A 14,941-nucleotide genomic window follows, 5' to 3' on the forward strand; every position below is an offset into this window, starting at 1 on the left:
TCAATCATCCTCTTTCTCTTCAAAAGCTGCTTCCATTAAGTGAGCAAATGCTCCCTTTGGCGGTATAGCAATCCCTCGTTTTTCATCGCCAAGAAGCAGAATTGTATCACCGGGTTTGATATGAAATATATCACGCGCCTGTTTCGGTATTACAATCTGTCCCTTTTCTCCAACTGTAGCTGTCCACGCATATTTCCCTTTTGGTGCTTTCACAATAATTGCCTCCTTTATCGTATGATTAGTATGATTTGTATAACTTATCATACCATATAATCCTCCAAAAAACAAGTATTGATGATATATCAAAAAACTCACTACTGCTACACCAATATATTTAACGATTTCAAGAACTTTTATTGCTTTGTCTGATAAACCTTTTAGAGAAAACTCCATAATTAGCCTCTTTCAGATGCTTTTCTTCAAACGCGTTCGTATCTTTTCATGAAATAATATGAATGAATCTAATGTCATTTTAAAAAGTCTTGTTAATAGAAAACCATCTTGAATAAATTAGTAAAATGCTTTTAACAGAACGCTTACCTGAGTCAATCGTCCCTGTTCGCTCATAGGTACGCTCTTTAATTTCGTCTGAAAGCGTGCCATCTTCTTTTTGAATACGTCCCTCACGGCGAAGTGCAGAGAATTTCAGTTCCTCAAAGGTCACATCATGATTACAACCTTTTTAATTGAGTAAAAAAAGATACCTCCTATTTGAAGCGCCTACCTTTGCGAATATCCAATTTGTGTTGGAAGTGCCTTTTTAAGCTTCACCATTCAAGGGAAATTGCTTCTAGTATTTATGCGGATAATTGAGATTTTATGATGTTTTTGGTGTAAAAATAAAAAAAGTTTTAGAAACCGCTTGCAATAAAATAAATTTGTGCTATACTTAATTTACGGATTGTTACTGGTCATGCAGGCAAAACCTAGACAAATACGAGATATAAGGTAGGAAAGCTACTTTCTATTTGGTATGTGTTTAGGTTTTTTTGTTACCGTTGTTCTATATTTATATGTGCAACAACACAGCTGACCTAAAAAATAAAGGAGGTCCATTATGGCAAAAGATTATACTGACTTAGCTCAGGATATTGTTGCTCACGTTGGTGGTAAGGAAAATATTACCAAGTTAGTGCACTGTGTGACGCGTTTGCGTTTTTCTCTGAAAGATGAGAGCAAGGCAGATACGGAATACTTGAAAAATAGAGACGGTATTGTAACGGTTGTAAAAGCTGGTGGACAATACCAAGTGGTGATTGGGAACCACGTGCCAGATGTGTATGCGGCGGTCATTAAGGAAGCAGGTATTTCTGGTGAGGATAGTATTGATGTGGATGAAGGAGATGTTCCGCAAGGCAATCTCTTTGACCGATTTATCGCCTTGATCTCAGGACTTTTCCAACCAATGCTGGGAGCTCTTTCTGCAGCTGGTATGATCAAAGGTGTAGTTGCCATTATGGCAGCTTGTGGTGTTAAGTCGACAGACGGTGCTTATGTCATCTTAAATGCCGCTGGTGACGGATTCTTCCAATTCTTACCATTGATTCTGGCTTTGACTGCTGCTAAGCGGTTTAAAATGGAAAAATTCACAGCGCTTGCGATTGGCTTTGCCTTGGTTTATCCCAATATCGCAGCTAGCTTTACAGGTGCCAAACCACTCTATACGCTATTTGCAGGAACTTTTATTGAGTCAAAAATCTACGCAACTTTCTTAGGTTTGCCGATTATCTTCCCTGCTTCTAGTTATCTATCAACTGTATTGCCAATCATTCTAGCAATTTGGGTCGGCTCAAAAATTGAAAAATTCTTTAAACAAATCATTCCAGATGTTGTCAAAGTCTTTATTGTTCCATTCTTTGTAATTTTAATTACTGTACCGTTATCATTTCTTGTCATTGGACCAGTCATGACATGGGCTTCTGATATAGTCGGTGCTATTTTCACAGGTATTTATAGCTTCAGCCCAATTATTTATGGAATTATTCTGGGTGCTTTGTGGCAAGTGCTGGTTATGTTCGGTCTCCACTGGGGATTGGTGCCGCTTGCAATTTTGGAATTACAAAAAGGACCAGGTGTCATTCTTGTAGCTTCTATTGCTATTTGCTTTGCGCAAGCAGGAGCATTGCTCAATATCTTCTTGCGTACAAAAGAAGAAAAAGTCAAACAATTGGCTATTCCAGCCTTTATCTCAGCTTTGTTTGGGGTAACAGAACCAGCCATTTACGGGATTACCTTGCCAATGCGAACACCATTTATTATGACTTGTATTGCCGGTGCGGTTCAAGGGGCTTATCTCGCTTTCTTTAATGCCAAAATGCAAGTAATGGGTGGAATGGGGCTCTTTGCGATTCCGTCTTTCATTGATCCAAAAGATTCACTATTGCTCATTCACTTCCTTGTAGCAATTGCAATCAGTTTTGTTCTTGGATTTGTATTGACCCAATTTACAAAGATTCCAACTCTCTATGGTGGAGCACAAGAAGTCGCTGCTGAAGAAATCAGTCTGCCAGTTGAAGAGATTGCTCCTGAGCAAGTCATCACAGCTCCGCTTAGCGGGAAAGTGGTCGCACTCGAAGATACGCCTGATGCTGTTTTTGCAAGTGGTGCAATGGGTCAAGGTATAGCAATTGAGCCTAGCGTTGGCGAAGTTGTCGCTCCTGCTGACGGTGTGATTCGTCTGCTTTTCCCAACCAACCATGCGATTGGCTTAGCGACTGATGATGGCGCTGAAATCTTGATTCACGTGGGCATGGATACAGTCGCTCTTGAAGGAGAAGGCTTTATGGCACATGTTACTCAAGGCTCAAAGGTCAAGGCGGGTCAATTATTGCTAAGCTTTGATATAGATGCTATCAAAAAAGCAGGTTATCTTGTTACAACTCCAATCATTGTGACCAATATAGCTGATTATAAGACAGTTGAAACATTAGCTGACGGCGATGTGAAACTAGGCGATGATTTGCTGAAAGTAAGTAAATAATCTAAGAAAAGGACAAGCAAAATTTGTAGAGTTCCAAAACAGTTGGTCGAAAAAATCAACTAGAGCTACTACAAGTATGCTTTGTCCTTTTTATTATTTATCATTTCCTGCGTCATGTTTGCTTCTTTGTGCTACAATGTAGATAGAGGAGAATGGAACATGAAAAGATCAGAACGAAAAATACAGTCAGCAACTAATTGGCAGTTTATTTTAGGCTTGCTTTGCGTAGTGTTTTTAGTAGCAAGTGGGATTTTATTAGCTGAGAAAATAAACGATAGCGTTAAGACAAAGCCGACAAAAACAAGTATTGTACAAAAGAAAAAAACGTCCTCTTCCCTAAACGGTGTACAGACGGCTCGTATCATGGCAAATGGGGATTTGCTGTATCATGACCTTCTATATATGAGTGCCTTACAGTCAGACGGGACGTATGATTTCACAGAGAATTATCAATATGTCAAACCTTGGTTGAAAAAGGCGGACTTGGTATTAGGAGACTTTGAGGGGACGATTCGACCAAATTATCCTTTGGCAGGCTACCCGCTGTTCAATGCGCCAGAGTCGGTGGTATCCGCTATCAAAGACGCTGGTTATCAAGTGGTGGATTTGGCACACAATCACATTTTGGATTCCCAATTGGAAGGGGTTTTTTCAACAGCAAAAGCATTTGAGCAGCAAGGAATTACACCGATTGGGGTTTATACACATAAAAACAGGGATAAGGCCTCGCTTGTGATTAAAAAAGTGAATGGGATTAAAATTGCACTTCTAGCTTATTCTTATGGATTTAATGGCTTGGAAGAAAACCTCTCTCATGCAGACTACAATCATCATTTGTCGGATTTAAATGAAGAAAAGATGAAAAAAGAAATTAAGCAAGCCGAAAAAGAAGCTGATATAACCGTTGTCATGCCTCAGATGGGGGTTGAATATCAATTGGAACCGACACAGGAGCAAAAAACTCTTTATCATAAGATGATTGAGTGGGGAGCAGATATTATTTTCGGCGGACATCCGCATGTCGTTGAACCATCAGAGGTCATCAAACAAAATGGACAAAAGAAATTCATTATCTATTCTATGGGAAATTGTATCTCCAATCAGCGAATCGAGACAATGGACGGTGTGGAAAATAAGAAATGGACAGAACGCGGCGTGCTCATGGACGTGACGGTTGAAAAATCAAAGAAAGGGACGATTATCAAGGATGTACAGGCACATCCGAGTTGGGTGAGTCGTGTGGCGAAAGGGACGTATTCACCGGAAGGCTATCCTCTCTACACCTACCAGACCTATATTTTAGAAGATTTCATTGAAGGTGGAAAATACCGTAATCAATTAGACCAAGCCACCAAAGAACGAATTGACACAGCTTATCAGGAAATGAATGAGCATGTAAATTTGAAATGGAGCAAATGAGTTTCGATTAAAATAAAAAGCGCTTAAAAGAGTCTTGCAGCAGACAATGTTTAAGCGTTTTTTAGATATTCAAAATGGCTTTAGTTTAACCGGACAGAAAATTGTTTTCCTAACCAAAGTGCAAAAAATAGATTGCTGATAACGATGAGAACGCCAATGAGACTGAAAACAAGAAGTTCAATTGTGTTGATATGAAGTAAAGTGGTGGTTTTCCAAATGATAATACTGCTAACCGGTAAACACAGGATAGAGGTTGCAAGAGCTGGTATATAGCGCCTAATCCAGATAGCTTGCAGGATATGAAGCACCAGATGAAGAGCGAAAGCGATGAATCCACCCAACCAGATGAGGTAAAGGAAGCGAGTATGGTAAAAAATAGCAAAGAAAGAGACAAAGAAAACCACGACAAATTCTTCTGCTACAGCTAGTGCGAACCCTTCTGTGGATAAGTCTTTGTGGGCCTTTAGAATGACCGTGGCTTTTTTGGCCAGTAGCTGCTCATTCCGCTCTATCCACGGCATGAAGCCGATGATTTCTTCCAAATCATGAAAAATGAATAGTAGCGGAAACAACCAGATAGTATCTTTCATTGAATGTCTCCTTGTTATTTTTTCCGATATTGACTAGGAGTTATTTGGTAATACTTTTTAAACTGACGATTGAAGTTAGAGAGATTGTTAAAGCCAGACTGTGTAGCAATTTCTAGGACGGGCAAGGTAGAGTGTTGCAAGAGTTCAGCCGCTTTTCGCAAGCGAAATTGAATCACGTATTCCATGCAAGATACCCCCAGATGTTTCTTAAAGAAATTCATAAAATGGGTATCGCTGTAACCACAAATTTGAGCAAGCTGATCAATCGTGAGCTCCTCTTGATAATGACTACCGATGTAGTCAATAATGGTACGGATTTTTTCTTCCTTGCGATAGCCTTCTAAAGATTGCTCTTTTGAAATCACATAGCCATTTTCAAATAAGAGAAAAAAGAGTTGGTTGAGCTGGGCTTTGAGCTGAAATTCAAAATACTCTGTACGATAATAGCCTGTTTTCATGGCATCAAGTAAACACTGCCGAATGTCTGCATAGGCTGGCTGATTGGGCTTGATGACACGAACAAAATCCAGCTGACCATTATAAAGTGGCTGCAAATATTCAATACTAGCTTGATCCATCGCAGAATAGCCCATTAAGTCTAAATGAAAGTTAATCGCATCCATATAGTGGCGTTGATTTTCAATCGGGTGAATGGAGTGAAGAGCATTGGGACGAATCAGGATAATATCACCTGCCTCACTATTAAAGTAATCATAATCAATGTGGAACTGCGCAGTTCCTTCATGAACATAAACCAGCTCAACATCCGTATGCCAATGAAAGAGAATGTCCGGCTGACCGTTTTTTGTAATAGTTCGTGTGAGAGAATAAGGAGTGCCTTGATTTTTGTAAACGATATCTTTGTGTAATGTTCCCAGATCCATAAGTGTTGCTTCTTTCATAGAATAATATCAATTTATAAGAGAATTGTGTTAGAAAATACTCTTGTCTAAGATTATAATATAATTAAGTAAAAAATAAAAGAGGTAAAAGTCATGAGTAAATTTCCAGCAGACTTTCTTTGGGGCGGTGCAACAGCTGCCAATCAATACGAAGGAGCTTACAATGTGGACGGGAAAGGTCTTTCGGTTCAAGATGTGACACCAAAAGGCGGCATGCCAGCTAAAGCAGGTGATCTCAATCCTTTGATTACAGATGAGCCAACACTAGACAATCTTAAATTAGAAGGGATTGACTTTTATCATCGTTACAAAGAAGACATTGCCCTTTTTGCAGAAATGGGCTTCAAGGTCTATCGTACTTCCATTGCATGGTCACGGATTTTCCCAAATGGTGATGAAACGGAGCCAAATGAAGCAGGTCTAAAGTTTTATGATGATCTCTTTGATGAATTGGCAAAATATGGCATTGAACCTTTAGTGACTTTGTCGCACTATGAAACACCGCTACACTTGGCACGCAAGTACAATGGTTGGGCAAATCGTGATTTGATTGGTTTTTATGAGCGCTATGTACGCACTGTCTTTACTCGCTACAAAGACAAGGTGAACTATTGGTTGACCTTTAATGAAATCAACTCCGTTCTTCACGCACCGTTTATGAGTGGAGGGATTGCAACGCCAGTAGAAGAATTGTCCAAGCAAGACCTTTATCAAGCTGTTCATCATGAACTAGTGGCATCAGCTCTTGCAACGAAGATTGGGCATGAAATCAATCCAAACTTTAAGATTGGTTGTATGGTACTGGCCATGCCGGCTTATCCGATGACGCCAAAACCAGAGGACGTACTGGCTGCCCGTGAGTTTGAAAATCAAAACTATCTCTTTTCAGATATTCATGCGCGTGGTAAATACCCAGCATATATGAATCGTTTCTTCAAGGAAAATGGAATCGAGATTCAATTTGCGCCGGGTGATAAGAAATTGATGGCAGAACATACCGTGGACTTCATCTCCTTCTCTTATTATATGAGTGTGGTTCAAGCTCATGATCCAGAAAGTTATTCTTCTGGGAAAGGAAACGTTCTAGGTGGTCTGCAAAATCCTTATCTGGCAAGTTCTGAATGGGGTTGGCAAGTTGACCCAATTGGTCTGCGTCTGGTCCTCAATGCTTTCTATGACCGCTACCAGTTGCCACTCTTTATCGTAGAAAATGGTCTTGGTGCGAAAGATGTCTTGGTAGATGGTCCTAATGGTCCAACTGTTGAAGATGATTATCGTATTGATTATCTTAAACAACATTTACAACAGGTAGGCGAAGCAATTGAAGATGGTGTTGAACTCTGGGGCTACACCACTTGGGGCTGTATTGACCTTGTGTCTGCTTCAACAGCTCAGATGAGCAAGCGCTACGGCTTTATCTATGTTGATCGAAACGATGATGGAACAGGGACTTTGGCTCGCTACAAGAAGAAATCATTTGATTGGTATAAAGAAGTTATTGCAACGAATGGAGGAAAACTCTATGAAGATTGAGCATGCAGCCCTTTATGTTCAAGATTTAGAAGGAGCGAAATGCTTCTTTGAAACCTATTTTGAAGCAAAAAGTAACCAGCTCTACCATAATCAGAAAACGGGTTTTCAATCTTACTTCCTCAGCTTTAACGAAGGGGCGAGATTGGAAATCATGACCCGAAAGGAAGGTTTAGCAGAGAACAACCAAGAACTTCTCTTTTGGGGCTATCATCATTTAGCTTTCAGTCTAGGAAGCAAGGAAAAGGTAGATGAATTGACAGCTAGGCTTCAAGCAGATGGTTATCAACTTTTAAGCGGTCCACGCCTGACAGGTGATGGTTACTATGAAAGCTGCATTCTGGGTTTAGAAGGCAATCAGATTGAATTGACAGTATAATTTGATAAATTTGCTCCTTATAAAAAAGGCCGAATCTTTCGATTCAGTCTTTTTCAGATTACACAAATGAATTGAAGAATTGTAACAGAGGGGCAAGGGAAAATGGTTGAAGTGTAGATTATTGTAGTTTTGTCTTCAAAAATTTCTCAATAGAGAAATCATTTTAATAGTATTCTTTTTCAGTGGTATTTATTGCTGGAAATCAAAAAGACAAACCTCAAAAAGAAGTTTGTTTTCGCGTTTTTGTCAGTGTTCGCTAAATAGTCATGTGCTTGCAGTTTAACCCCAAAATTTCTTAGCGATTTCTTGGCCTTGTTTGATTTTGGCCCATTGCTGCGGAATAGCCAATTCATTGCCAGAATCACAAGAAGCAAAACCGCATTGATGTGACAGCAACAAACGTTCCTTAGGCAAAATGGTGCTGGCTTGTTCTAATAAACGAAGCACACGTTCTTCATCATCAAGATCAGTTGTCTTACTAGAAAGGAGACCAAGGACAACTTCGGCATCTTTATCTTTAAGAGAAGCAAGAGCCTTCAAGTCGCCAGATACATCACTGTCCCATTCTAAGAAAAAGCGGTCGTAGTGTTGATCACGTAGGAATTTTTCTGCAATGGCTTCATAAGTTCCACCTGAAGCAGATCGGCTTTCATAATTTCCGCGGCAGTTGTGTGTCCAAACTTTTAGTCCTAGCTGATGTCCGTAATCAGCTACTTCATTATTGATTGCAATGAATTCATCAGCTAAATCAGCTAGCGCAGCATTGCCATCGGCAAAAAATGAGGTAGGATTTGATTCGTCAAAAAGTTCCCAAAGGCAGTCGTCAAACTGGATAATTTCACCGCCAGTTTCTTTATATTCCGCCAAGAATTCTTTGTAAGCCTTGATGAGACCGGCCTTTAATTCTTCATTGGTTTTGTAAACTTGCTCATCGCCAGCCAGTCCGTCAAAGATAGCCAGTTCTGTGTAAGCATGAGCAGGTCCCCAAATGGTTAATTTGGTTTGCGTATTACCAGCTTCTTCCTTGAGCAATTTGTAAATGTCTAAGAAATGATGATTCTTCCCTGAAAGAGGTTCAGTGATACGGATACCAATGTCTTTGCGAGTCTCATACTGTCCGCCGTCGTGATCCTGGAAAGTGTAACCATGGTCTGCAATATAGCGTTCAATACCTTTAAGACCCCAAACAAAGTCTAAGTGCCACATTGATTTCGAGTATTCGCCGTCTGTCAGAATATCAATACCGTTTGCCTTTTCATCTGCAATCACTTTTTTGATTTCTGCTGTCTCTGTCTCATGATAACCAGGAAAATTATCGTAAAATGGATAGTGAATATCATCACGATGTTCGATTTTATTTTTGTAGGCAAGTAGGTTGGCTGGGCGAAGTAAGGAGCCAACGAGCTGGAATTTTGATTGTGTCATGTCAAAAGCCTCTTTCTAAATTTCTTACTTTTTATTGTACACAAGCTAAGCACTTTTGAAAAATAGTTAATTTAGAGGAAGGGATATAGCTTAAAACTATATCTAAAACGACCAATCCTTGCTTGAATACAATTGTTTCCTCTTCATCCCTCTTTTTGATAAAATAGAAGAAAAAGGTTTGTTTACTATTTTTTAAATGTACTATAATCCTTTTGAAATAGGATGTAAATGTAGCCAATCCTGTCCTGTATTATCCAAGCAAAATTACAGAAATAGCAAAAGGATAATTTTACATCATGAAATAAATGAACGTTGGGATTTGAATTTGAAATGAATGATTGTTAGAGGTGATAAAATGACAATTAAGATGGTTGTGACCGATATGGACGGCACGCTCTTAGATGAAAAAGGGGAATTCGATCGAAGTCGGTTGAAAAATATATTGGATGAGCTGGACAAGCGGGAGATTCGGTTTGTGGTGGCAACGGGCAATGAAATTCACCGAATGCACTTGTTATTTGGTGATTTGTTGGAGCGCGTGACCTTGATTGCTGCAAATGGTGCGCGGATTTTTGATAAAAACGAGGTACTGCTGGGTACATGTTGGTCTCCAGACCTAGTGGCACAAGTCTTGTCTTACTTTGAAGGGAGAGAACGTGATGTGCACCTCGTTGTCACAGCTGAAAATGGCGCTTTTGTCAAAACGGGAACGATTTTCCCTATGATTGAAAAAGTCATGACAGCAGAAATGGCGCAAGAATTTTACCGAAAGATAAACTTTGTCGAAACATTACGTCCAGACGATTTTCCGCAAGTTCTGAAAATGAGTATGGTGGTAAACGAGCAAGTAGCAGTTCAGGCTACTCGACAGCTCAATCAGGATTTTGCAGACACATTAAATGCAGTCACAAGCGGCTATGGAGCGATTGACATTTTGCAAAAAGGAATCCATAAAGCTTGGGGGTTAGAGCAATTGATGCAAAAATGGGAAATTCAAGAGCAGGAAATCATGGCCTTTGGAGATAGTGAAAATGACATTGAAATGCTGCAATTAGCTGGGGTTTCCTATGCTATGGAGAATGCGGATCCTAAAACCAAGGCAGTTGCCGATCACCTTGCACCAGCAAATACAGAGGCGGGCGTCCTGACAGTATTAGAGAACTATTTGAGCAAAGGAGAGATTCAATGGCTGTCCAATTATTAGACGAATGGCTTTTGAATGAGCAAGAGCAGGTCAGAAAAAATACCATGAATTGAATCGTATATCCGTCAAAGATCCCGATGTACTTTTTCTGGGAGATTCTATCGTAGAATATTTTCCCTTACACGAGTTATTTAAAACGTCAAAAACACTAATAAACCGTGGAATTCGAGGTTATCGATCCGATTTGTTGCTAGAGCATTTAGAATCTCTTTTATTTGGGCAGGCAGTTGATAAGGTCTTTCTCCTTATCGGTACCAATGATATTGGCAAGGAAATCCCCCAGCAAGAAACAGTAAAAAATGTGGAAAGTATCATCCAAACGATTGCTAGGAATTATCCTCTTGCAGAAGTTTGTCTTTTGTCAGTCCTACCAATCAATGAAACCGCTACTTACAAAAAGCGCGTTCATCGAAGAAACAATCAAAAAATTCAAGCCCTCAATCATGCTTATCAAGAGTTAGCTTCTGTTTATATGAATGTGACCTTTGTAAATGTCTATGACGACCTGCTAGACGAAACAGGACAATTAAAAGAAGCATTTACCACTGACGGGCTGCATTTGACGGTCGCAGGCTATCAAGTGCTGGCAGAGCGAATAGCAGAACAGTTATAATCTTTGAGTCAACTATAGATTAGCAATTTTGAACTCGTTTTAATGGGGATAATATCAAAAAATTATTATTGTCATAAAAATTTAATTTTATATACTTTAACTCATATGATATAATGAAAAATAATTATAAAATGTTGAAGGAATAGTATGAGTACATTATTAGCTACAAGATTAAAAAGTAAGCGATTGGAATTAGGGGTATCCCAAAAAGAATTAGCAGAAGGAGTATGTGAGCAAGGTCAGATTAGTAGAATGGAAAAAGGCAAGTATATGCCTGGTTCGGATCTTTTATATTCATTATCCAAAAAAATGAATGTACCAATGAACTATTTTTTTGATGATAGTGTACTTGGTGAGACATCTAAGTTGGTACAATTCAAAGAGCTGGTAGAATCCTTTCTAGTAAAGCGTGAGTATGATTCATTAAAATATTTATACAGTTTAGAAATTGATAAACAACATAGATTGCCACTATCAGACCAAAATTATCTTGAATGGATAGGGGCAATTGTTTCATTTCATTGTGATAATAAAAGAGAAGAGGCTATTAAAAAATTAGAACAAATGCTTGTGCGATTAAGTAAAGATGAGTTAATGTACCTTCGTATCTCTAATACCTTGCTTAATTTCTTTTTAGAAGAAAAAAATAATGATGAATTTGAAAAATGTTATCAAGCGGTACTACCTAAACTTCAAAGTATTGATTTTACTCATATAATAGAGCTGAAAATTTATATTAAAATTAGATATAATTTTTGCCGATATCTTTGGAAAAGTTCTCAGATTGAAAAGGGAATAGAGGAAACGCTTGATGTTATTGAAAAATGTAATAAATACAGTTGTAGTTATTTATTAGCAGATTTATACTGTATATTAGCGAATATTAGCGAGGATTTTTCTAGCCAAAGTATTGTAAAACACTATTTTACGCTTTCACAAGTATTATATAAACTAAGCGGTAATGAAAAAATGGCATTAACGCTTGAAAAGTATCTTCGTGATAATTTTCAAAAAGTGTAAGTTAGAGATAAAATATAGAAAACACGAATAATCTTATGTCCAGTTGCTTATGGGGATAATTTTATTCGTGTTTTATTTTTGAAACTGCTACATTAAAACTAGAGGAATATATCTGAACACGCTAAATGATTATAGTTATAATTACAAAAAAAATAACTATTTTTATAAAAATCTATTGAAATAGTTTATTCAAAGGTATATAATGTGTACCTAGAAAGGAGATTAAACTCTGTGAAAAACATGAAAAATGTTATCAAAATTTTGTTGTTTTTATCATGAATATGAGAACAAGGTAATTGTTACAAACAAATTACAAATATTTCTAAAATATGTTGATTTTTACAAAACAAAGTTGTATAATGACTTTGGAATTTAAAGATTCCTAAAAAGAAAGGAAATACAATGAAAAAATCATATAAATTGGCAAGTGTAACCATGTTATGTTCCTTGTTTTTACTTGGTGCTTGTCATAAAAACGAAGTCAAAAGTGGGACAAATGGACATTCAGTAAAAACAACGAAAACAACAAAAAGTAGTAGCTCTAAAAAGACAAAAGCTTCTCAAAATAACAAAACGTCTACTAATGATAATAAAACAACTGATAAAGAGCAAGACAATTCGGTTACAAATGCTCAATCATCAGAGATTAGTAATTCAAATAGCCAAAATAGTGCAAGTAGTCAGCAATCTTCGACTCCTTCAATTGTTCAATCTCAAGGAGGAGGTACTCAAGTGACCTCTGGAACTCTTGAACTGTACCAAGACACGCCAGTTTATGCTTCACCAGATAAATCAAGCGAAGTTGCTTATACTTATCCTAAAGGAAATGTTGATTGGGATCAGTATGTTTTTGAAAACGGTGAAAATTGGTATAGTTTTGTAGTTTCTAATGGAACAGAGTCTAAGCGTTACTACATAGCCTATTCAGATGTAAAACATTAAAGATATTGTTAACCTTTTTTCTTGGACAAGAGAAATATTACAAATAAATTACAAACATTTATAAAATGTGTTAATTTTTACAAAACAAAGTTGTATAATGATTTTGGAATTTAAGGATTCCTGAAAAGGAAAGGAAATACAATGAAAAATTCATATAAATTAGCAAGTATAACTATGTTGTGCTCTTTGCTTTTACTGAGCGCTTGCCATAAAAATGAAACAAAAAGTGATTCGAATGACCATTCGACAGTAAAGACTGCACAAAGTAGTTCTAAAAAAGCAAAATCATCTAAAGCTAAGAAAAAGATGACTGCTAACGCGAGTAGTAATAAAAAAGCAGGGGACAGTACTCAATCTGCTGCTAGTGAACAGATGTCACCTGCTCAATCGTCAACTACTCAACCCTCTTCAAGTGCAACTAACGCCGATAGTAATACTTCTCCTGCAGCAGAAGCAAAGTCTACAGTTGACGTAAACGCTCTTGCTAGTGGTGATTTTTCAACAATTTCAGGAACTTGGAGTAATGACTTGGGAAAAAGTATTACCATTAATTCTAATGGTCAAGCTGCTTTTGCAGGTGAGAAAAGAGAGTATGGTCTTACTTCTGAAAAAATAGTCGCGAACACATTTTGGGGAACGATTTATCCTAAAGACGCTCAAGTAGGTGGTGCTGCTTTTATTGTGGTTCCTGCTGGTGTAGCTGATCCTGTTACGGGACAGGTTTCTAATACAGACCGGATTTTGAGTGGGCAAGATGAAAATGCCAACACACATCCTTTCTACAGAAATTAAGATTATAGAAATAAATTAGAAAGTAGGACAAGTGATGAAAAAAATGTTTGATCACAAAGAACAACGTTTTTCCATTCGTAAATATTCGTGTGGTGCGGCTTCTGTTTTGATTGGATGTGTCCTCTTTATGGGCGGTCAAACCGTGTCAGCTGATGAACAAGCCACGACAGGAACAGTACCTGAAGCAGCTCAAGTTGGCACAGCAAATAAGACTCAAAACACAACTGAATCAATTGATGTGTCTTCTCAATCAGCAGCAACTCAAAAAGAAACTGCTGTAACAACAACTGCGCCAGCTAGCTCATCAGCAGACACGGGTGTTGCTAAAACGTCTTCTGAAAATACTCAAAAGACGATAACGGCAGATAAAGCTGTTTCTGTAGCTACAGAGACGACACCTTCTCAAACAACGACTGTTGATGCAGCGACACAGACAGAAGACGAAACAACAAATTCATCTGTTGATGCAACAACAGACACAGCTACCCCTTCAACAACTGTAAAAGTTGAAAAGAGTCCTGTCGAAAAAGAAGCAGGGAAAGAAGAAGCTGATGTTGCGAAATTGATGGATAAAACGCAACCAGCACAACAAGCTCGTCTTGCAGAATCCAAAGTAACGCAAAGTGTACCTTCTTTACCAAGTTAGGGCTATTACACTTATACGAAACGTACGGAAGTGAAAAATGAACCGAAAGCAAGTGCAGCATTGCAATTTTATGTAAATGCGGGGGATCGTGTTTTTTACGACCAAGTTTTGATTGCAGATGGATACCAATGGCTAAGTTACCGCTCTTATAGTGGTGTTCGTCGCTATGCGGCTATTAACAAGCTGATTCAATCTGAACCTCAACAGCCAGCAAAGCAAACACCTTCTTCAACAGGAACTCTCCCTTCTAGAGGAAGATATGCTTTCTCTAGAACGACAGAGGTTAAGAATGAAGCTAAATTGTCAGCTCCGACACAATTTACCTTTAATAGGGGCGACAGTGTCTACTATGATAAAGTGCTGGAAAATGATGGCTATCAATGGATTAGCTATGTTTCATATAGCGGTGTTCGTCGTTATGCGGCTGTGACAAAATTAGCTCAGTCAGAGTCTCAAAAACCAGCTCAAAACAAGGTGACAGGTACGATTCACATTGAAA

The 14,941-nt window shown here is 38.3% G+C and carries 12 protein-coding genes and 3 pseudogenes; 10 read left to right on the forward strand and 5 right to left on the reverse strand.

Going from position 1 to position 14,941, the window contains the following annotated elements; all coding sequences use genetic code 11:
• Positions 1-213, reverse strand: a complete 213-nt coding sequence (locus tag HMPREF2887_RS06915; RefSeq protein WP_041784134.1) for an AbrB/MazE/SpoVT family DNA-binding domain-containing protein — start codon at positions 211-213, stop codon at positions 1-3.
• A gap of 349 nt (positions 214-562) precedes the next feature.
• Positions 563-664: pseudogene (locus tag HMPREF2887_RS06920) on the reverse strand (conjugal transfer protein); the annotation flags it as partial.
• 393 nt (positions 665-1,057) lie between these two features.
• On the opposite strand from HMPREF2887_RS06920, the gene HMPREF2887_RS06925 reads away from it, so the two are divergent.
• Together HMPREF2887_RS06925 and HMPREF2887_RS06930 are read left to right on the forward strand one after the other, a co-directional pair.
• Complete coding sequence (locus HMPREF2887_RS06925; RefSeq protein ID WP_021002116.1) at positions 1,058-2,980, forward strand: beta-glucoside-specific PTS transporter subunit IIABC; 1,923 nt, start codon at positions 1,058-1,060, stop codon at positions 2,978-2,980.
• Positions 2,981-3,139: 159 nt separating this feature from the next.
• Positions 3,140-4,399 (forward strand): CapA family protein, encoded by a 1,260-nt coding sequence (locus HMPREF2887_RS06930; protein WP_057489823.1) that lies wholly within the window; start codon positions 3,140-3,142, stop codon positions 4,397-4,399.
• 80 nt (positions 4,400-4,479) lie between these two features.
• Here the strand turns inward: HMPREF2887_RS06930 and HMPREF2887_RS06935 are convergent, their stop codons facing one another.
• Both HMPREF2887_RS06935 and HMPREF2887_RS06940 read right to left on the reverse strand, forming a co-directional pair.
• On the reverse strand, positions 4,480-4,989 hold the full coding sequence (locus HMPREF2887_RS06935; RefSeq protein ID WP_021002114.1) for an HXXEE domain-containing protein: 510 nt from the start codon (positions 4,987-4,989) through the stop codon (positions 4,480-4,482).
• A gap of 14 nt (positions 4,990-5,003) precedes the next feature.
• Positions 5,004-5,873 carry an AraC family transcriptional regulator gene (locus tag HMPREF2887_RS06940; RefSeq protein WP_003039856.1) on the reverse strand — a complete coding sequence of 290 codons (870 nt, stop codon included), beginning with the start codon at positions 5,871-5,873 and terminating at the stop codon, positions 5,004-5,006.
• 111 nt (positions 5,874-5,984) lie between these two features.
• Here HMPREF2887_RS06940 and HMPREF2887_RS06945 point away from each other — a divergent pair, with 111 nt between their 5' ends.
• Both HMPREF2887_RS06945 and HMPREF2887_RS06950 read left to right on the forward strand, forming a co-directional pair.
• On the forward strand, positions 5,985-7,424 hold the full coding sequence (locus HMPREF2887_RS06945; protein WP_003026379.1) for a glycoside hydrolase family 1 protein: 1,440 nt from the start codon (positions 5,985-5,987) through the stop codon (positions 7,422-7,424).
• Entirely contained in the window at positions 7,414-7,800 is a 387-nt protein-coding gene (locus tag HMPREF2887_RS06950; protein WP_003026378.1) for a VOC family protein, read from the forward strand. The genes HMPREF2887_RS06945 and HMPREF2887_RS06950 overlap by 11 nt, the downstream gene beginning before the upstream one ends.
• 279 nt (positions 7,801-8,079) lie before the next feature.
• On the opposite strand, the gene HMPREF2887_RS06955 is transcribed toward HMPREF2887_RS06950, so the two are convergent.
• Positions 8,080-9,225, reverse strand: coding sequence for a cobalamin-independent methionine synthase II family protein (locus HMPREF2887_RS06955; RefSeq protein WP_057489822.1), 1,146 nt, complete (start codon positions 9,223-9,225; stop codon positions 8,080-8,082).
• A 355-nt stretch (positions 9,226-9,580) separates the two neighbouring features.
• Between HMPREF2887_RS06955 and HMPREF2887_RS06960 the strand changes: the two genes are divergently transcribed.
• The 6 genes and pseudogenes from HMPREF2887_RS06960 to HMPREF2887_RS10690 form a co-directional block, all read left to right on the forward strand.
• Positions 9,581-10,429: a Cof-type HAD-IIB family hydrolase gene (locus HMPREF2887_RS06960; RefSeq protein WP_057489821.1), complete on the forward strand. Its 849-nt coding sequence runs from the start codon at positions 9,581-9,583 to the stop codon at positions 10,427-10,429.
• Positions 10,411-11,042: pseudogene (locus HMPREF2887_RS06965) on the forward strand (SGNH/GDSL hydrolase family protein). Before HMPREF2887_RS06960 ends, HMPREF2887_RS06965 begins: the two are co-directional and overlap by 19 nt.
• Positions 11,043-11,189: 147 nt before the next feature.
• Positions 11,190-12,062 carry a helix-turn-helix domain-containing protein gene (locus HMPREF2887_RS06970; protein WP_003026371.1) on the forward strand — a complete coding sequence of 291 codons (873 nt, stop codon included), beginning with the start codon at positions 11,190-11,192 and terminating at the stop codon, positions 12,060-12,062.
• Positions 12,063-12,464: 402 nt separating this feature from the next.
• The gene (locus tag HMPREF2887_RS06975) at positions 12,465-13,004 is read left to right on the forward strand and encodes an SH3 domain-containing protein (RefSeq protein ID WP_021002108.1); all 540 of its coding nucleotides are present in this window, start codon (positions 12,465-12,467) and stop codon (positions 13,002-13,004) included.
• Positions 13,005-13,145: 141 nt separating this feature from the next.
• Complete coding sequence (locus tag HMPREF2887_RS06980) at positions 13,146-13,796, forward strand: DUF6287 domain-containing protein (protein ID WP_020999824.1); 651 nt, start codon at positions 13,146-13,148, stop codon at positions 13,794-13,796.
• Positions 13,797-13,830: 34 nt separating this feature from the next.
• Positions 13,831-14,941 (forward strand): annotated as a pseudogene (locus HMPREF2887_RS10690) (SH3 domain-containing protein); the annotation flags it as partial.

The organism is Streptococcus sp. HMSC071H03, assembly GCF_001813035.1.
In the GTDB taxonomy this organism is placed as follows: Bacteria; Bacillota; Bacilli; order Lactobacillales; family Streptococcaceae; genus Streptococcus; species Streptococcus anginosus.